Origin of the sequence: Neisseria sp. P0006.S009 (assembly GCF_051962915.1) — a bacterium.
Taxonomy (GTDB): domain Bacteria; phylum Pseudomonadota; class Gammaproteobacteria; order Burkholderiales; family Neisseriaceae; genus Neisseria; species Neisseria subflava_E.
The window spans coordinates 392,595-409,797 of record NZ_JBQCUV010000001.1 but is presented as its reverse complement, the minus strand read 5'-3'; the positions used below and the strand labels follow the sequence as shown (position 1 = coordinate 409,797).

The following is a 17,203-nucleotide window of genomic DNA, read 5'->3' as shown; positions in this document are numbered from 1 at the left end:
TTTGCTAAAGCGAAACGTAACAAGGCCGTCTGAAAATATATGGAGCAACACGTATTTATTTTCCGCGCTCGTATGCTTCGATTTCTCCGACTTTAGGCGCATAGCTGCTGCTTGTGTCGTGGCGCAAATCCAACCAAATATCGACCAATGCCCAAGCGGCCGGCGCGGCAATCACGTTTTGCCCCATACATAAAACTTGCGCGTTATAGTTTTCCACCGAGCCGCGGATAGTAAGCAAATCATGTGCTGTCGCCGCTCGTATGCCGCGCACTTTATTGGCGGCAATTGCCGTGCCCACGCCGGTGCCGCAAATCAATAGCGCACGGTCGGCGCGTCCTGCCGCGACTTCTTCGGCTGCGGTAAACGAGAGTTGCGGATAGCTTCCTTCTGGCGAGGATAAATCGACCAAGCTGCTGACGCGCGTGTCGTTTTGCAGATGCGCTTTGAGCGCGTCTTTCAATATTGCGCCGTTGGCCGGCGCGGCAATAACCAAACGCATAAAAACTCCTTGAAGCACACAATAAACATCACTCAGCATACGCCCGCGCGTGATACGATTCAAGCTTGCAACGCAGAGAACACGGCATGAGCAAAACCTACTTCACATCCGACCTACATTTCTCACATAAAAACATTGCCAAATTCTGCCCGCAATTTCGACCGTTCGATAACGTGGAGCAGATGGATGAATTTTTAATCCAAACGTGGAATGAAACCGTTACGCCTGAAGATACGGTGTACAACTTGGGCGATTTTTCCTTTGCCCAAGACCATAAGCAGATAGAGCGCGTTTTGTCGCGGTTGAACGGGCAACATCACTTGATTTACGGCAATCATGATCATGTGATTCGGCAGCATGCCAATTTGTTCCGCAGCCAAACCAAGCATGACGGCCATCCGCTGCTGTCGTCCATACGGCCGTATTTGAAACTCAAATTGCCGGAAATTAAGAATACGCTGGTTCTCTTTCACTATCCGATTCAGGAGTGGGACGGCTGCTATCAGGGCTGGTATCACTTGTACGGCCATTTGCATGACAGGGTGGCGGAAATCAAAGGGCGTGCTTTAAATGTCGGATTTGATTTGCACGGCCGCTTTTTGACGGCGCAAGATGTCGATAAGTTTTTGTGTGATTTGTCTAAAATTTCGTATTTTGGCGAAGCAGTGTTGAAGGCCAATTCGCCGGAAGAAGCGGCAGAGCTGGTGTCTCGGAAACTGGCGCAGTTAAATCAGGTATAATTTCAGACGGCCTTTGCGGATTTCCGGCAAAGGCCGTCTGAATATCAATTTCCCATTTTTGAGTGATACATGGAAAACCTTTTGGCTTACTTACTACAAAAAATCAGCCTCCCCAATCAAACCGGCAAGGACAAGCCATGAGCGGTAAGCCTTTGAAGTATCCCGTTTCCGCTTTGGTTGTTTTGCATGATAAAGACGGCAATATCCTGCTGATTGAACGCACGGCGCCGCAAGGTTTTTGGCAGTCGGTCACAGGCAGCTTGGAAGAGGGCGAGCGTATCGAAGAAACCGCATGGCGCGAAGTGTGGGAAGAAACCGGTATCCGCCTTGCAGACGGACAGCTGGAAAACTGGCACGACAGCACCGTTTATGAAATCTATCATCACTGGCGCCATCGCTATCCCAAAGGCGTTTTTGAAAACCGCGAACACATCTTCTCCGCCCAAATTCCGCGCGATACACCCATCGTCCTGCAACCGGACGAACACGTTGCCTACGGTTGGTTTGATGCAGAAGAAGCGGCGGAAAAAGTGTTTTCCCCTTCCAATAAACGCGCAATTTTAGAACTGGTCAAAAGGCTGAATGCCAAAAAGGCCGTCTGAATACGACAGTTTCACATTTTCAGACGGCCTTGGGTTTGCTATACTTTCGCCGTTTGACTCTCTTTAAAATCAAAGGAAACCATCATGGCAGACTTCAACAAAATCCTGACCCCGGGCGACGTGGACGGCGGCATCATCAACGTTGTCAACGAAATCCCTGCAGGCAGCAACCACAAAATCGAGTGGAACCGCAAACTGGCCGCTTTCCAACTCGACCGCGTTGAACCGGCAATTTTCGCCAAACCGACCAACTACGGCTTCATTCCGCAAACTTTGGACGAAGACGGCGACGAATTGGACGTATTGCTGGTTACCGAGCAGCCTTTGGCAACCGGTATTTTCTTGGAAGCACGCGTTATCGGCGTGATGAAATTCGTTGACGACGGCGAAGTGGACGACAAAATTGTCTGCGTTCCAGCCGACGACCGCAACAATGGCAACGCCTACAAAACTTTGGCCGATTTGCCGCAACAACTGATCAAACAAATCGAGTTCCACTTCAACCACTACAAAGACCTGAAAAAAGCAGGTACCACTAAAGTTGAATCTTGGGGCGATGTAGAAGAAGCGAAACAAGTCATCAAAGAATCTATCGAACGTTGGAACAAACAAGCCTAATCGGTTTGTCCCATCCAATATCAAGGCCGTCTGAAAGTAAAGTTCAGACGGCCTTTTTATGTTCCAAACCAATATAACAAAATCGTCTTTAAAACAAACAAACCATTCTTTCTCATTTTCAGACGGCTTCATTAAAGTAACGCCTATACCAAAAATAAGGAGTGCTTCAATGACTGCTACCACAACCGACCCACGAGCCAAGCTGCCTGAGACACCTTTGTCCGGCAACGAAGCCTTGAAAGAGCGCAGCGATTATCTGCACGGTACGATTAAAGAAGAGTTGAAAGACGATTTTACCGGTGGCTTTACTGCCGACAACTTTCAGCTTATCCGCTTCCACGGTATGTACGAACAGGACAACCGTGATATTCGTGCCGAGCGTACCGAACAAAAACTTGAACCCTTAAAAAACATGATGTTGCGTTGCCGTTTGCCCGGCGGCATCATTACGCCGAAGCAGTGGCTGGGTATCGACAAATTTGCCGGTGAAAATACGATTTACGGCTCTATCCGCCTGACCAACCGTCAAACCTTCCAATACCACGGCATTCTGAAAACCGATTTAAAACAGGCACATCAGGCATTGCACAAACTTGGTTTGGATTCCATTGCCACAGCCAGCGATGTCAACCGCAATGTGTTGTGTACCAGCAATCCTGTGCAAAGCACTTTACATCAAGAAGCCTATGAATGGGCGGCGCGCATCAGTATGCACCTTCTGCCGCGCACCATGGCATATGCCGATGTATGGCTGGACGGTGAAAAAGTGTTCACGACCGAGCCGACCGAGCCGCGCAATAAAGAAATTGCCGACGACGTAGAGCCGATTTTGGGTAAAACCTATTTGCCGCGCAAATTTAAAACTGCCGTCGTGATCCCGCCCGATAACGATGTGGACATTCATTCCAATGACTTGGGTTTTGTGGCGATTGCAGAAAACGGCAAGTTAGTGGGTTTCAATGTATTGGTCGGAGGCGGTTTATCCAGCGAACACGGTAATACCAAAACTTATCCGAACACTTCTTACGAATTTGGTTTCGTTCCGCTTGAATACACCCTCAATGCTGCCGAAGCTGTCGTTAGCACCCAGCGCGACTGGGGCAACCGCAGCGACCGCAAAGCTGCCCGTACACGCTATACGCTGCAACGCGTGGGCGTGGATGTGTTCAAAGAAGAAGTCGAAAGGCGCATGGGCATTAAGTTTGAACCCATCCGCCCTTACGAGTTTACCCACCGCGGCGACCACATCGGCTGGGTACAAGGGCATGAAGGCAACTGGCATTTGACTTTGTTTATTGAAAACGGCCGCCTGCTCGATTATCCCGGCAGACCGTTGAAAACAGGCATCCGCGAAATTGCCAAAATCCATCCCGGCGACTTCCGTCTGACGGCAAACCAAAATCTGGTGGTTGCCAATGTACCGCCCGAATTGAAAGACACGATTGATAAAATCGCCAAAGACCATGGCCTTATCAGCAAATCGATTACCATCCAGCGTGAGAACTCGATGGCCTGCGTTGCCTTGCCGACCTGTCCGCTGGCGATGGCGGAGGCTGAGCGTTTCCTACCAACATTCTCCGATAAAATTGACGAAATGTTCGCCAAATATGGTTTGGAAGACGAATACATCGTTTTGCGCGTAACCGGTTGCCCCAACGGTTGCGGCCGCGCCATGCTGGCAGAAATCGGTTTGGTCGGCAAAGCGGTCGGCCGCTACAACCTTTACGCAGGCGGCAACCGTGAAGGCACACGCATTCCGCGCCTGTTTAAAGAAAACATTACCGAACCTGAAATCCTTGAAATTGTCGAAGGCTGGGTGGCAGATTGGTCTCGAAACCGTTTGGATGATGAAGGTTTTGGCGATTTCGCAATCCGTACCGGCATCGTCAAACCTGTATTGGACGCTCCGCGAGACTTCTGGGCATAACGCATACAAACAGATCCGCAAGTCTACAATAAGAAAATAGAGAAAACCAAAGGCCGTCTGAAAATCATATTTTCAGACGGCCTTTTATATTGTGCGTATTTATATCAAAGATGGAATATAAACCGAATCAGCGACGGCGGCCAAAGCCCCGACCCATACTTGGGCGGCGGTAGTTGGAAGGCTGACGCGCGGTTTCGCGGTAACGCTGTTGCTGTTGAGCGTTTTGTTGTTGCGCATTTTGCTGTTGGGCACGCAGGGTACGCGTATTCAGCTGTTGGCTGGTGCGTCCGTTTGGACGTGCGGTTTGATAATAGTTGGCACGGGCTTGACGGGCAATCGGGCTGTTTTGATTGCGTGCCTGTGTGAATTTGTTGGCCAATGCGTTGCCGATAAATGCACCGGCTGCCGTGCCCACCAAGCTTTGCAGCAGCCAGCTGCCGGTGGATTGGTCGTAGATGTATTGTTGGCCGTCTGTACCGGTTACCGGTTGGCCGTTGTTGCCGTTGGCTTGTGCCTCGGCAGGAATGGTGTCTTTCACGGCTTCAGGCGTGAGCTGGTAAACCGTATTGTCTTCTTGTTGGCCGTTTTGTTGTGCCAACTGTTGTTGCAATGCTTCGATTTGTTTTTGCTGCTGCTCAAGCTGCGCTTGGGTATTGTCTTTGCAGGCAGCGAGGGCAAAAGTGGAAAGGGCGGCTAAGGCAATCAGTTTTTTCATTATTTTTCCTGAGAGAAGTTTGTCTTTGCCGAGATTTCGGCGGAGTGTGTCTGCCTAATATTAAACCATTTCCCTGTTTTTCAAGTGGTTTTACAAAATAATATTGGAAAGTTGCGCTGCAAATGCACGGCTGTTGGCAGCCAGATTGCCCAGCGCAGGCATTTCGTGTTCGGTTTCGATAATCAGCAGGTTGGCAGGGCGGCGGGTGTGCAGGGACATTTGCATTTCAGCGGGAGAGAAGGGCATGTGATGGCGTTTGGCGAAAGCTTCGGCGCGTTTGTTGGCGGTTTTGAGCATAGGCAGCAGGGTAATGTCCAAATGGAAACGGCGTACGCCCAAAACCAAAATACGCGCTGCGAAGAAATCCGCTTCATCAGTAAAAACGTTGGGGCTGCTTTGATTGAAGTCGTGGCGCTCTGCGGCAATCAAGGTCGCGATGGTGCGTACTTGCGGAATCAGGGCTTCGCTGATGAGGCTGTCAGGCGAATCAGGCAAAGTGTGCATGTTGAGCATGCTGTGGTGGCTGTTGCTGTCAACGACCATGCGGCAGGTGTGTAACATTTGTGTTTGGCTGTGGATTTTAGTTGAGGCAGTCATGGCTGTATTCCTTATTTCTTAAAAATGGGTGGATTTAAGCGGCCATGGTGGGTATAAAAAAAGCCGCTCAAATGAGGCGGCTCTAATTTGCGTATTTTCAATTTGGTCTGTTTTAGACAAGCGCAAAAAAGTACCGCACGTTTGTGTGGTACCAATAGAAGAAAGTAGCAGAGCGTTGCGCGGTTTGCATGATGAAAATACGTCTTTAATGTATAAAAGAATGGAACGTAGTTTAAAACAAGAATGCCAGTAATTTCAATATCCAATCGACAAAACCCACCAATAAATCTACAAGTTGTTGTAATCCTTCCAATTTATTTTCTTTCGAGTGAGTCAAATTTGCACAATTATAATGCAAAACCGGGTGAATTGATAACAATCCGAGCAGGCTCTTTAAAAAGGCCGTCTGAAAACTGAATTTCAGACGGCCTTTATTTTTGTTTATCCAATCAATAAATGTCGCGTTGGTAGCGTTTGTCTTCGCGCAGGTCGTTGAGATAGTCTTCGGCTTCGTCACGGCTGAGTTTGCCTTGGGTTTCGATGACTTCGATCAGGGCGTTTTCGACATCGCGTGCCATGCGTGCGGCGTCGCCGCAGACGTAGATGTGTGCGCCTTGTTGCAGCCAGTCCCAAACTTCGGCGGCGCGTTCGGCGATTTTGTGTTGGACGTAGACCTTGTGTTCGCCTTGCCGGCTCCATGCGAGGTCGGCGCGGGTGAGGAGGCCGTCTTTGCGCCATTCGCTCCATTCGAGTTGGTAGAGGAAGTCGTCAGCCAGGCGTTGGTTGCCGAAGAAGAGCCAGTTTTTGCCGCTGTCACCATTGGCGGCGCGTTGTTGCATAAAGGAGCGGAAGGGGGCGACGCCTGTGCCTGCGCCGATCATGATGATGGGTGTATCGCCGTTTTGTGGCAGGTGGAAGTTGGGGTTGGGTTCGACAAAGACGCGGACTTCGCTGCCTTCTTCGAGGCGTTCGCCCAAGTAGCCGGATGCTGCGCCGGTGTAGGTGTGGTCGTGGTGGTCGAAACGGACGACGCCGATGGTGAGGTGGACTTCTTCGCCGACTTCGTCTTGTGCGGAGGCGATGGAATAGAGTCGCGGGGTTTGTGGGCGGAAGAGGCTGTATAGGGTTTGTGCGTCCAGTGGGTGCGGATAGGCGGCAAATACGCCTACGGGCGGTGTGGTGGCGAGGTAGGCATCCAGTTGGGCTTTATCTGTGGCTATGGTTTTGAGTTCTTTGTTGTTTGTTAATTCGGCGTATTGTTGGACGAAGGCGGGTGTGTTTTGGGTGATGTCTGCGGATTCGGTCAGGGCGGTGCGGATGTCGGTTTCGCGGCCGTCTGAAAGTTGGACGGTTTCGCTGCCGGTCAGTTGGTTGAGGTCGAGGATTTCTTGAACGAGGTCGGCGGCATTAAGCGGCCATACGCCGAGCGCGTCGCCTGCCTGATAATGCAAACCTGAGCCGCTGAGGTCGATTTCGATGTGTTCGACGTCTTTTTCTGCGTCGCGCGATGTGATTTTTTGGCGCACGGATAGGGTGGCTGTGTAGGGTTTTTCTTTGGTGTAGACTGTGCCGCTGCTTGGTGTTGCCGAGCCGTTTGGTGTAGCGGTTGGACTTGGGCTTGCTGCTTGGGCGGTCAATTCGGCTACTTTGGGTACGACGGCGGCAATCCATGTGTCGACATCGGCTTGGAATTCTAAGTCGCAAATGCCCAAGTCGTTCAGACGGCCTGCGCCCAGTTCGGCAAATTTGGCATCAAAGTCTTTGCCTGCTTGGCAGAAGTTGGGATAGGAGGAGTCGCCAAGGCCCAAGACGGCAAAGGTGAGTTTGCTGAGATCAGGTTTCTTTTTGCCGTAGATGAATTTGTACAGGGGCAGGGCTTCTTCGGGCGGTTCGCCTTCGCCTTGGGTGGAGGTAACCAAAAGCACGATGTCTTCGTCGGGCAGGGTTTTGCTTTTGAAATCGCTTGCGCTGTTGAGGCGGGCTTCTACGCCGGCGGCTTGAAGTTTGGTGTGTAAGGATTCGGCAACGCTACGGGCATTGCCGGTTTGTGAGGCGGAGAGGACTAATACGCGGCGGCTGACTGTCGAGGCGGCTGTTTGCAGGGCAGATGGTTCGGCTGCTGCTCCGGATACGCCTTGGCTTTGCGCCCAGCAATAGCCAGAGAGCCAGGCAAGTTGGGTGGGGGATAGGGTGGAGAGTTGGACGGAGAGTTCGGGTGGAAGCGGATTGGCTTGGCTCATTTGGATTCCTTTGTTGGACGGCTATAACCGATTGTTTGAATAATGGACAATCGCCACTTTAAACAGGCCGTCTGAAAAAAGGAAAGAATGCTTGGTTTTAATTTAAGATGATTTCGTTATATTCGGGAAGGTATTAGGCCGTCTGAACATGCTCGTTCAGACGGCCTTGGATTGGATAGAAACGAGATTTTCAGTTTCCGCTGGAGAGTTTCATCACTACGACGCCGGAGATGATGAGAAATGCGCCAAGCCAGCGGCCGAAGTTGGCAGCATCGTTGAAAAATACAACGCCTACCAAAAAAGCCCCCGCCGCGCCTATGCCTGTCCAGACGGCGTAGGCTGTACCCATCGGAATACTTTTTTGGGCAAGGTAAAGGAAGTATCCGCTGCCGATGATGCAGGCAAGCGCGGCGGCAAAGCCATGCCAGCGGTAGCCTTCCTGTTGTGCCAGCTTCAAGCCTAATGGCCAGCCGATTTCCAGCATACCGGCTAAGATTAAATAAAACCAACTCATAATATATCCTGATAGTGTGTTAAGGTTTCAGACGGCCTTGGAAAGATTGTTTTCTTCCAAGAGTTCAACGCGTTGTCCGATATCTTTTAGATTGGAGTATTGTTCGACCAAGCGCGGTACATCGTCCAAGCTCATTGCAAACATCCATAAATAAGTGCTGACGGAATAGATATGGCCGGCGCTGCCATAGCCTTTAAGCGTCATGTGTATAAAGGCGAAGCCGAACAATACGCTCATTGCCATGCCGATACTGAGATAGCCTAAGGCTTCGCGGTTGGAAATCAGCACGCGTAGTTTGGCAACCCAGCCATAGTGGCGGTAGAGCTGATGCTCGTTGCCGTCGCGGATAAGGTAGTTGTCGCGTTCAAGCCGGTTGTTTAAACGGAAATATAGATTTTCGCTGATGGCGGCAAAACGCGGCAGCAACCATAAAAACAGGGCAAGTATCGCGACAGCCAATACACCCACCCAAAATTCCAGTATCAGCAACATCATACATGCACCGAAGATGGAGACCAGCGAAGTAGCAGCGATGGGCAGGTGTTCTTCAAAGAAACTGACAAACTCACGCGATAGAGCGACGCGTGCGGTAATGGCGGAATGCGGTACTTCTCGTTTGCGCTGTTCCAAAACGACCGGGATGGCTATTTCAGTATAGATTTTGGTAAATGTGCGCGTATCGGCTATCCTTCGGGCGGCGCCGATTATCCACATTAATAAAACCACCACACCATACAACATTGCCTGCCAGACGTTGCCTTCCATAACGGCATTAATCGCCCAGCCGCCAAATACGGGATATATCAGCAAGAGCAGATTATCCAAGCCGACGAGAGAGAAGGTTGTGATGAGTTTGCGGCGGTGTGTTTGACCGATGTGTTTCAACATTTTCCACATGGTTGCCCTCCTTATTTAGTATTGAGGGTTTGCGCCATTAATTCGGCCAACGCGTCCAAATCGGCAAACAGTCGGGCTGCACGTTTTTCACCGAAGGCGGTAAAAATTCGTTTGCTGAATTCCTGCATGTTTTGCATCAATGGTGCGGCAGATTCCTTGCCTTGCTCGGTCAGCGACAATAAGCGTTCGCGTTTGTCTTGTTCGCTTTCTTGAAATGTCAGCAAGCCTTGTTCCGCCAGCGTTTTGCATGTGCCGGAAACGGTTTGCTTGGGCAGGCTCCATTCTTCGCCTATGTATTTTTGAGTGCGGCTGCCTTCGGTGGCTAAGGTGTATAGCACGGCTAAGGTGTTGTAGTTGGTGTTTTGCTGTTTAATCCATTGGTCAAATGCGCTGTCTATGTGGCTGATGCGCATACCGAGTTGATCGAGCTGATTCATAAATTGGTCTCAATATTGACTAATTGGATGCGGATTATAGTCATGTTTAGGACTAATTGTAAATAGAAGGCCGTCTGAAACAATCATTTTCAGACGGCCTTGAAACCGTTAAAATAATTAATGTAGAAACGATATATTCAAACTACAATAAACCTAATAACATCTTCAACACATACGCCATGATTCATTTCTTATCTCAAAACATCTCCTCCAAACAAGCTACTGCCATCGGGCTGCTTGCCGTTGCTTTGTGGAGCTTTGTCATTTCTCTGATACGCTCTTTGAGCCTGCATATGGGGGCAGTGGGCGGCGCGGCAATGATGTACACCCTGTCTACCGTATTGATTTGGCTGATTTTCGGCCGGCCGCATTTGCGCAATTACAACCGCAGCTATCTGTTTTGGGCGAGCGTGTTTTTTGTCGGCTGCGAACTGTGTTTGTCGCTCTCGGTCGGTTTTGCGCAAAACGCGAGACAGGCGGTGGAAATCGGCATGGTCAATTATTTGTGGCCGACGTTTACCATCGTCGGAGCGGTATATTTCAACAAACAGCCGTCAAAATGGTGGATAGTCATCGGCTTTGTGCTGTCGTTTTTAGGGATTGCCACTGTATTGGGCGGCGATGTCGGCTTGTCGGTTTCCGGTATTTACCACAATGTCCGCACCAATCCCGGCGGCTACATCATGGCATTTGCGGACGCAGTGTTTTGGGCGGCATATTGTACGCTGACGGCGCGCGTGAAAGCGGAAGGCAGCAGCGTCGGCTTCTTCTTTGCGCTGGTGTCGATACTGTTGTGGATAGAGTATTTTCTCAGCGGCGCGGATACGTTGAGTTTTGATTCTGTATCGCTCGGCTATGCCGTTGCCGCCGCGTCTTGTATGGGCTTGGGCTATGCAGTGTGGAATATCGGTATTTCGCGCGGTAATCTGACTGTATTGGCAGGCGCATCTTATTTCATTCCGGTATTGTCTGCGGTAGTGTCATCATTTTTGATTAGCGCGCCTTTGTCCATGACGTTTTGGCAGGGTGCGGGAATGGTGTGCTTAGGATCGATTGTGTGTTGGTTGGCGACCCGGAGAAAACGGATAGCGTGAGGCAATATCCCATAGCTTTGCGATATAACGAAAACAGCTTTTTTAACAACCAAACATTCTTTCCCATTTTCAGACGGCCTGTTTAAAGTAGCAGTCAGTTTGAGAAATCACGAGAAATGGGAAAGAATCATGACCGCAGCTTCCGCTCCGCTTTTACGCTTCATTACGGCCGGCAGTGTCGATGATGGCAAATCCACCCTCATCGGCCGCCTGCTCTACGACAGCAAAACCTTGCTGACCGATCAAATTGACAAGCTCAACCGTGCCGCTGAAAACGGCGAAACGCCTGATTTTGCCAGCCTGACAGACGGTCTTGCCGCCGAGCGCGAACAAGGCATTACCATTGACGTCGCCTACCGTTATTTCGCTACACCCAAACGCAAATTCATCATTGCCGATACACCGGGACATGAGCAATACACGCGTAATATGGTTACCGGCGCATCGACTGCCGATGCCGCCATTATTTTGGTAGATGCCACACGCGTCGATTTTTCAGGCAGCGAGCCCGTTCTCCTGCCGCAGACCAAACGCCACAGCGCGATTTTGAAGCTCTTGGGCTGCCCCAATATCATCGTCACCGTCAACAAACTCGACCTGCTCGACTTTGACGAAGCCAAATATCAAGCCATTACCGAAGCCTATCGAAAACTGGCAGAACAAATCGGCCTCCAAGCACAAATCCACTTCCTGCCCATCAGCGCCTTGAAAGGCGACAATATCGTCAATGCAAGCAGTCAAACCCCGTGGTATCAAGGTTTACCGCTTTTGCCTTTGCTTGAAAGCCTGCCCGTCAACCGTCAAAATGCCGCCGACCAAGCCGCGCATTTTCCCGTACAACGCGTGGCGCGCCAAGACGGCAGCAGCAGTGACGACTTCCGCGGCTATCAAGGCAGATTGGAAGCGGGCCGTCTGAAAGTGGGCGATGAAGTCAAAGTCCTGCCCAGCGGCCATGTTGCCAAAGTTGCCGAAATCTATAATGCAAACGGTAAAACCGAATCTGCCGAGGCAGGGGAAGTGTTGACTGTCGTTTTGGATACCGACATCGATATTTCACGCGGCAACAGCATTGTTTCAGCCGACAGCGCCATTGTTCCCGAACAACAATTTCAAGCCGCGCTTTGCTGGTTTGACGATATTCCGCTCAATCTGCGCCGCAAATATTTGCTGAAACACACTACCCAAACCACGCCCGTAAAAATCAGCGAAATTGCCTATGTTTGGGACGTGAACACCCTCAGCCGCGTCGAATCCGCCGAAACGCTCAAGCTCAACGACATCGGCAGCGTCAGTTTCAAAACCCAACAGCCTCTTGCCGCTGCCGCATACGAGGACAACCATGCCCAAGGCGCGTTTATTTTGATTGACGAAGCCACCAACCATACTGTCGCGGCAGGCATGATACGCAAAGTCAGCGAAACAAACAGTTTTGAAATTTAAAAGAAAAGTTGAAATAAAAAAAGGCCGTCTGAAGTTTCAGACGGCCTGTTATTTTATCCAAGGCGAAATGTTTATGCGCCGTAAACCGGATATTTATCGCACAAAGCAGTCACTTGTTCGCGGACTTTGGCGAGGTTGGCTTCGTCTTCAGGGTTGGCCAATACGTCGGCAACCAAGTTTGCCAATACGCGCGCGTCGGCTTCGTTAAAGCCGCGTGTAGTCATGGCGGCGGAGCCGATGCGGATGCCGGAGGTAACGAATGGTTTTTCCGGATCGTTCGGGATGGCGTTTTTGTTGACGGTGATGTGAGCTTTGCCCAAAGCGGCTTCGGCGGCTTTGCCGGTGATTTTCATCGGTTGCAGGTCAACGAGGAAAACGTGGCTTTCAGTACGGCCGGAAACGATGCGCAAACCGCGTTTAACCAACTCTTCCGCCATAGCGGCAGCATTGATTTTCACTTGTTTTGCGTATTGTTTGAACTCAGGTTGAAGCGCTTCTTTAAACGCCACGGCTTTGGCAGCAATAACGTGCATCAACGGACCACCTTGCAGGCTTGGGAAGATGGAAGAGTTCAGCGCTTTTTCGTGGGTATTGTCACGGCACAAAATCACACCGCCGCGAGGGCCGCGCAGGGTTTTGTGGGTGGTGGTGGTCACGAAGTCGCAGAATGGCACGGGGTTAGGATATTCGCCACCGGCAATCAGACCGGCGTAGTGCGCCATATCGACAAAGAGGTATGCGCCGACTTTATCGGCGATTTCGCGGAATTTTGCCCAGTCGATTTGCAACGCGTAGGCAGATGCACCGGCCACAATCATTTTAGGTTTATGTTCAAGAGCCAAGCGTTCTACTTCAGCATAATCGAGAACTTCGTTTTCATCCAAACCATAAGTAATGGCGTTGTAGAGTTTGCCGGAGATGTTGACGCTTGCGCCGTGGGTCAAGTGGCCGCCGTGTGCCAGAGACATGCCCAAAATGGTGTCGCCCGGTTTCAAAACAGAAGCGTACACGGCTTGGTTGGCTTGGGAGCCGGAGTGCGGTTGAACGTTGGCATAGGCGGCGCCAAACAGTTCTTTTACGCGATCAATCGCTAATTGTTCAACAATATCAACATATTCGCAGCCACCGTAGTAGCGTTTGCCAGGATAGCCTTCAGCGTATTTGTTGGTCAATTGCGAACCTTGGGCTTCCATTACGGCGCAGCTGACGTAGTTTTCAGAGGCGATCAGCTCGACATGGTCTTGCTGGCGCTTGTCTTCTTGGGCGATGGCTGCTGCCAAATCGGGGTCATATTGTGCGAGGGTAACGCTTTTTGAAAACATGTTCTCGATTCCTTTGTGATGGGCTGAAAATATAGGATGGAGTGCTGCGAATTGGTTCAAGATGAACTATTTTTCTTGCATTGTCAACAATTGTGTCGGGTGTTTGGTTTCAGACGGCCTGAGATTGAAGGGTTTATTTGAAAATATCATCTTGTTTTAAATGAAAATCCATTTTTTCCAGAAGCGCGGCTAAGTCGGCTTCGGCTTGGGCGGCTTTAAGATTTTTTGCCAGTTCTACTAAGGCTACTGCATTTAATCGTTCTTTCTCCAGCCGTAGGGCTTCTTCGCTGAAGATTTTGATATTGTCTGCCGATTCGGCGGCATTTATTTTTTCAAATGGATAAAACGATTCTTGGTGCACGGCCAAACCGTCGGACAGGGGTGCGGCATGGTTGAAATCGGCATCATTGACCGGCATCCATGAAGGATGGTTCTCAAGCAGGATAAATTGTCCGTCCATGCCGTTGATATGACGGAATAGGGTGGTTCGGCCATTGTGTAAACGCATAGGCCCGATTGTATGCCCAAGTCGGCAAGCCGTCTATAAAGCCGTTTCTTTCTATTTTTGGCGCTAACTTATGTTGATATTATTAATTTTGATGTAAAACAGTTTCGACTTAAAAAAGACTGGATAAAACGCCCGTGTTTGTTATAATGAAGCTAAAGATTGATTCGTCCTGGTTTTTGACAGCAGTACTTTTTTATTTAATTAACAAGAGAGGAAAACAAAATGTTTCCAGAATATCGCGATCTGATTTCTAAACTGAAACAAGAGGATGCACACTTTGCTCGTTTGTTTGAGGAGCACAACGAGCTGGACGATAAAATTACCGGTTTGGTGAATAACGTGGTAACCAGCGGTGCTGAAGAGATTGAAGAGCTGAAAAAAGCCAAACTCAAACTCAAAGACGAATTGTATGCCCTTTTGCAAAAAGCAGCAGGCAAATAATTAAAAATTGAATAAGGCCGTCTGAACGGTATGATAGGAATCTCGGATTTCGTTTCATACTGTTTCAGACGGCCTTTTTACTTGTTTGGTATTTTGTTATTTCTATTAGCACAATTTAACTTTTAATTGTAAATCACTCTTAATTGCATTGAAAACTCTGTTAAGTTTATTTAAAATCTCAAATAATTTTTATTTTGATTTTAAACAAACAAAACCAAGAGAAACGATGCAATGAAAACATTCACACTCGCCATTTTGCCTTTGGCGTTAATTAGTGCATTCTCACACGCAGCTGAAGAGAAAGCAGTTGAACAGGCTGAAGTCGATACCGTTTACGTTACTGCCGAGAAGCAACTGCAACAGTCGCTGGGCGTATCGCGTATTTCGAAAGACGACATCGACAAGCGTCCTGCCGTCAACGATATTTCCGAATTTGTCCGCACCATGCCGGGCGTCAACCTGACCGGCAATACAGCGACGGGTCAGCGCGGCAACAAACGCCAAATTGACTTGCGCGGTATGGGCCCTGAAAACACATTGATTTTGATTGACGGCAAGCCTGTAAACTCGCGCCAATCCGAGCGTATCAGTATGCGCGGTGAACGCAATACGCGCGGCGATAGCAACTGGGTGCCGGTTGAAGAAATCGAATCCATCACTGTTTTACGCGGTCCGGCGGCAACGCGTTACGGCTCCGGCGCGATGGGCGGCGTGGTCAATATTGTTACCAAAAAAGTGTCTAAAGAATTTAAAGGCCAGGTCAATCTTTACGCCAATCAACCGCAAGACAGCAAAGAAGGCGCAACCCGCCGTATCGGCTTCAATTTGAGCGGCCCGATTATTCAAGATACTTTGGGCTTCCGCATTTACGGCAATTTGAATAAAACGGATGCAGATGCTGCTGATATTAATGCCGGACACGGTAATGACAGCGCGGCCGGTGTCGAAGGCGTACGCAATAAAGACATCGCAGGCCGTCTGCAATGGAAAATCAGCCCAGCGCAAACGCTGATTTTGGACAGCAGCTACAGCCGTCAGGGCAATATCTACAACGGCGATACGCAAAACAGCAATCCGCGTTCCGCTTTGGTTAATTCTTTGGCCGACAGCAAAGCCGAAACCGCACGCTTATATCGTTCTGCTTTCTCGCTTACTCATGATGGCGCATGGGAATGGGGTGATACCAAAAACGTGATCAGTTATGAGCGCACAGTCAACAGCCACTTGCCTGAAGGTTTGGCCGGCGGTCCGGAAGGCAGCTATACAGGCTTGGATTTTGTTCAAAGCCGTCTGAAAAACCTGCGTTTCAGCAGCGAAGCGAATATTCCGTTCAAACTTGGTGTTGATAATGTATTGACGGTCGGTGCGGAATTTACTGACAGTAAGTTGGACGATCCTGCTTCCAATACTCAGGGATTTAAAGACCAAGGCAAAACCGATGCGTTTAACGGTATCTCCGCAACACGCGGCGGTAAGGCTTCGCAACGCAACTGGGCGGCCTACGTTGAAGACAATATTTCGTTGACCGACAAAACCCATCTGATTCCCGCCATCCGCTTCGACCACAACAGCGACAGCGGCAGCAACTGGAGTCCGGCTTTGAACTTCTCGCATCAAATCGGAGAAAACTGGTTGGTCAAAGGCGGTATTGCCCGTGCGTACAAAGCGCCAAATTTGTATCAAACCAATCCTGACTTTATCCTGTACACACGCGGTCAGGGCTGTCCGCTTAATGCGCCGAACAGTGTCCGCTGCTACTACATGGGCAATGGCAATTTGAAACCTGAAACCAGCATCAATAAAGAGATTGGTCTTGAGTTCAACAAAAACGGCTGGCAGGCTTCCGCGACTTATTTCCATAATGCGTACCGCAATAAAATCGTGATTGGCGACCAGCTTATTGCCACCAGCAATATCGGCAACTGGCTTTTGCAATGGGAAAATACGCCGAAAGCGACTATTTCGGGTATCGAAGGCAACTTGGTGATTCCGTTGCATGACACACTCAAGTGGAGCAACAATTTCACTTACATGCACAAATCCGAAGATTATCAAGGCAATCCATTGTCTTTGGTGCCGAAACACACCATCAACAGCACACTGTCTTGGACACCGAACGAACGCTTCGATGCCAACCTGACCTTTACCCACTACGGCCGCACCAAGCCGCGCGGCGTGGCAGTCAACCGTTTGGAGCAAAACGGCAATCCGCGTGCAGGCGTGGCAGCGTTGTCTTCCGAACATAACCAAACGCAAGTCGGCTCTTACGGCATTTGGGGCATCAATGCAGGCTACAACTGGAACAAACGCGTGGCCGTCCGTGGCGGTATCAGCAATCTGTTTGACAAAAAACTGTACCGTACAACTGCCGGCGCACAAACGTACAACGAGCATGGCCGTGCCTTCTACGGCAGTTTGAAAGTATCGTTTTAAGTAGAAGCGTATTAAATCAGGCCGTCTGAAACGGTGTGAAATGAAATCTAAGATTTCTGACACATGGTTTCAGACGGCCTTTTGATTTTTAAATTTAGAAGCATTTGTTGTTACGGAATTTACCTCACTATTTTAAAAAAGTAAAAGGGCGACATTCGCCGCCCTGAGAATGCAAACTG

The 17,203-nt window shown here is 49.7% G+C and carries 17 protein-coding genes; 8 read left to right on the top strand and 9 right to left on the bottom strand.

Annotated elements, in window-relative coordinates; translation table 11 throughout:
• Nucleotides 1-55 precede the first annotated feature (55 nt).
• Entirely contained in the window at nucleotides 56-499 is a 444-nt protein-coding gene (locus ACTHTK_RS01945; protein ID WP_107723422.1) for an RpiB/LacA/LacB family sugar-phosphate isomerase, read from the bottom strand.
• Nucleotides 500-585: 86 nt separating this feature from the next.
• On the opposite strand from ACTHTK_RS01945, the gene ACTHTK_RS01940 reads away from it, so the two are divergent.
• The 4 genes from ACTHTK_RS01940 (at nucleotide 586) to cysI (ending at nucleotide 4,386) form a co-directional block, all read left to right on the top strand.
• The gene (locus ACTHTK_RS01940) at nucleotides 586-1,239 is read left to right on the top strand and encodes a metallophosphoesterase (RefSeq protein WP_107723421.1); all 654 of its coding nucleotides are present in this window, start codon (nucleotides 586-588) and stop codon (nucleotides 1,237-1,239) included.
• Nucleotides 1,240-1,376: 137 nt separating this feature from the next.
• Nucleotides 1,377-1,841 (top strand): dihydroneopterin triphosphate diphosphatase, encoded by a 465-nt coding sequence (gene nudB / locus ACTHTK_RS01935; RefSeq protein ID WP_107723419.1) that lies wholly within the window; start codon nucleotides 1,377-1,379, stop codon nucleotides 1,839-1,841.
• Between the two features lie 84 nt (nucleotides 1,842-1,925).
• A complete protein-coding gene (locus tag ACTHTK_RS01930) occupies nucleotides 1,926-2,459 on the top strand; it encodes an inorganic diphosphatase (protein WP_003678634.1) in 534 nt (177 codons plus the stop codon).
• Between the two features lie 169 nt (nucleotides 2,460-2,628).
• Nucleotides 2,629-4,386, top strand: coding sequence for an assimilatory sulfite reductase (NADPH) hemoprotein subunit (cysI, locus tag ACTHTK_RS01925; protein WP_070625725.1), 1,758 nt, complete (start codon nucleotides 2,629-2,631; stop codon nucleotides 4,384-4,386).
• A gap of 127 nt (nucleotides 4,387-4,513) precedes the next feature.
• Here cysI and ACTHTK_RS01920 read toward each other — a convergent pair whose 3' ends face one another.
• From ACTHTK_RS01920 to ACTHTK_RS01895, 6 genes are all read right to left on the bottom strand, one after another.
• On the bottom strand, nucleotides 4,514-5,101 hold the full coding sequence (locus tag ACTHTK_RS01920) for a hypothetical protein (RefSeq protein WP_070608717.1): 588 nt from the start codon (nucleotides 5,099-5,101) through the stop codon (nucleotides 4,514-4,516).
• Nucleotides 5,102-5,191: 90 nt separating this feature from the next.
• A complete protein-coding gene (locus ACTHTK_RS01915) occupies nucleotides 5,192-5,698 on the bottom strand; it encodes a hypothetical protein (RefSeq protein ID WP_003685697.1) in 507 nt (168 codons plus the stop codon).
• Nucleotides 5,699-6,147: 449 nt separating this feature from the next.
• Nucleotides 6,148-7,938, bottom strand: coding sequence for an assimilatory sulfite reductase (NADPH) flavoprotein subunit (locus tag ACTHTK_RS01910; protein ID WP_107723418.1), 1,791 nt, complete (start codon nucleotides 7,936-7,938; stop codon nucleotides 6,148-6,150).
• Nucleotides 7,939-8,128: 190 nt separating this feature from the next.
• Nucleotides 8,129-8,452, bottom strand: coding sequence for a DMT family transporter (locus tag ACTHTK_RS01905; RefSeq protein ID WP_107723417.1), 324 nt, complete (start codon nucleotides 8,450-8,452; stop codon nucleotides 8,129-8,131).
• 27 nt (nucleotides 8,453-8,479) lie between these two features.
• Nucleotides 8,480-9,349, bottom strand: a complete 870-nt coding sequence (locus tag ACTHTK_RS01900) for an ABC transporter six-transmembrane domain-containing protein (RefSeq protein WP_107723416.1) — start codon at nucleotides 9,347-9,349, stop codon at nucleotides 8,480-8,482.
• Between the two features lie 11 nt (nucleotides 9,350-9,360).
• A complete protein-coding gene (locus ACTHTK_RS01895; protein ID WP_107723415.1) occupies nucleotides 9,361-9,786 on the bottom strand; it encodes a MarR family winged helix-turn-helix transcriptional regulator in 426 nt (141 codons plus the stop codon).
• Between the two features lie 179 nt (nucleotides 9,787-9,965).
• On the opposite strand from ACTHTK_RS01895, the gene yddG reads away from it, so the two are divergent.
• Nucleotides 9,966-10,880 carry an aromatic amino acid DMT transporter YddG gene (gene yddG / locus ACTHTK_RS01890; RefSeq protein ID WP_234394582.1) on the top strand — a complete coding sequence of 305 codons (915 nt, stop codon included), beginning with the start codon at nucleotides 9,966-9,968 and terminating at the stop codon, nucleotides 10,878-10,880.
• Nucleotides 10,881-11,009: 129 nt separating this feature from the next.
• On the top strand, nucleotides 11,010-12,320 hold the full coding sequence (locus tag ACTHTK_RS01885; RefSeq protein ID WP_440378282.1) for a sulfate adenylyltransferase subunit 1: 1,311 nt from the start codon (nucleotides 11,010-11,012) through the stop codon (nucleotides 12,318-12,320).
• 71 nt (nucleotides 12,321-12,391) lie between these two features.
• Here ACTHTK_RS01885 and glyA read toward each other — a convergent pair whose 3' ends face one another.
• Together glyA and ACTHTK_RS01875 are read right to left on the bottom strand one after the other, a co-directional pair.
• The gene (gene glyA, locus ACTHTK_RS01880; protein ID WP_107723412.1) at nucleotides 12,392-13,642 is read right to left on the bottom strand and encodes a serine hydroxymethyltransferase; all 1,251 of its coding nucleotides are present in this window, start codon (nucleotides 13,640-13,642) and stop codon (nucleotides 12,392-12,394) included.
• A gap of 133 nt (nucleotides 13,643-13,775) precedes the next feature.
• Entirely contained in the window at nucleotides 13,776-14,150 is a 375-nt protein-coding gene (locus ACTHTK_RS01875; protein WP_107723411.1) for a hypothetical protein, read from the bottom strand.
• Between the two features lie 222 nt (nucleotides 14,151-14,372).
• On the opposite strand from ACTHTK_RS01875, the gene ACTHTK_RS01870 reads away from it, so the two are divergent.
• Together ACTHTK_RS01870 and ACTHTK_RS01865 are read left to right on the top strand one after the other, a co-directional pair.
• Entirely contained in the window at nucleotides 14,373-14,591 is a 219-nt protein-coding gene (locus ACTHTK_RS01870) for a YdcH family protein (protein WP_003746288.1), read from the top strand.
• Between the two features lie 231 nt (nucleotides 14,592-14,822).
• Nucleotides 14,823-17,024: a FepA family TonB-dependent siderophore receptor gene (locus ACTHTK_RS01865; RefSeq protein ID WP_107723410.1), complete on the top strand. Its 2,202-nt coding sequence runs from the start codon at nucleotides 14,823-14,825 to the stop codon at nucleotides 17,022-17,024.
• Nucleotides 17,025-17,203: the final 179 nt, after the last annotated feature.

Bases quoted from the DNA above. Each gene is read 5' to 3' on its own strand.
- ACTHTK_RS01945 (WP_107723422.1), bottom strand. From the start codon at position 499: ATGCGTTTGGTTATTGCCGCGCCGGCCAACGGCGCAATATTGAAAGAC.
- ACTHTK_RS01940 (WP_107723421.1), top strand. From the start codon at position 586: ATGAGCAAAACCTACTTCACATCCGACCTACATTTCTCACATAAAAAC.
- nudB (WP_107723419.1), top strand. From the start codon at position 1,377: ATGAGCGGTAAGCCTTTGAAGTATCCCGTTTCCGCTTTGGTTGTTTTG.
- ACTHTK_RS01930 (WP_003678634.1), top strand. From the start codon at position 1,926: ATGGCAGACTTCAACAAAATCCTGACCCCGGGCGACGTGGACGGCGGC.
- cysI (WP_070625725.1), top strand. From the start codon at position 2,629: ATGACTGCTACCACAACCGACCCACGAGCCAAGCTGCCTGAGACACCT.
- ACTHTK_RS01920 (WP_070608717.1), bottom strand. From the start codon at position 5,101: ATGAAAAAACTGATTGCCTTAGCCGCCCTTTCCACTTTTGCCCTCGCT.
- ACTHTK_RS01915 (WP_003685697.1), bottom strand. From the start codon at position 5,698: ATGACTGCCTCAACTAAAATCCACAGCCAAACACAAATGTTACACACC.
- ACTHTK_RS01910 (WP_107723418.1), bottom strand. From the start codon at position 7,938: ATGAGCCAAGCCAATCCGCTTCCACCCGAACTCTCCGTCCAACTCTCC.
- ACTHTK_RS01905 (WP_107723417.1), bottom strand. From the start codon at position 8,452: ATGAGTTGGTTTTATTTAATCTTAGCCGGTATGCTGGAAATCGGCTGG.
- ACTHTK_RS01900 (WP_107723416.1), bottom strand. From the start codon at position 9,349: ATGTGGAAAATGTTGAAACACATCGGTCAAACACACCGCCGCAAACTC.
- ACTHTK_RS01895 (WP_107723415.1), bottom strand. From the start codon at position 9,786: ATGAATCAGCTCGATCAACTCGGTATGCGCATCAGCCACATAGACAGC.
- yddG (WP_234394582.1), top strand. From the start codon at position 9,966: ATGATTCATTTCTTATCTCAAAACATCTCCTCCAAACAAGCTACTGCC.
- ACTHTK_RS01885 (WP_440378282.1), top strand. From the start codon at position 11,010: ATGACCGCAGCTTCCGCTCCGCTTTTACGCTTCATTACGGCCGGCAGT.
- glyA (WP_107723412.1), bottom strand. From the start codon at position 13,642: ATGTTTTCAAAAAGCGTTACCCTCGCACAATATGACCCCGATTTGGCA.
- ACTHTK_RS01875 (WP_107723411.1), bottom strand. From the start codon at position 14,150: ATGCGTTTACACAATGGCCGAACCACCCTATTCCGTCATATCAACGGC.
- ACTHTK_RS01870 (WP_003746288.1), top strand. From the start codon at position 14,373: ATGTTTCCAGAATATCGCGATCTGATTTCTAAACTGAAACAAGAGGAT.
- ACTHTK_RS01865 (WP_107723410.1), top strand. From the start codon at position 14,823: ATGAAAACATTCACACTCGCCATTTTGCCTTTGGCGTTAATTAGTGCA.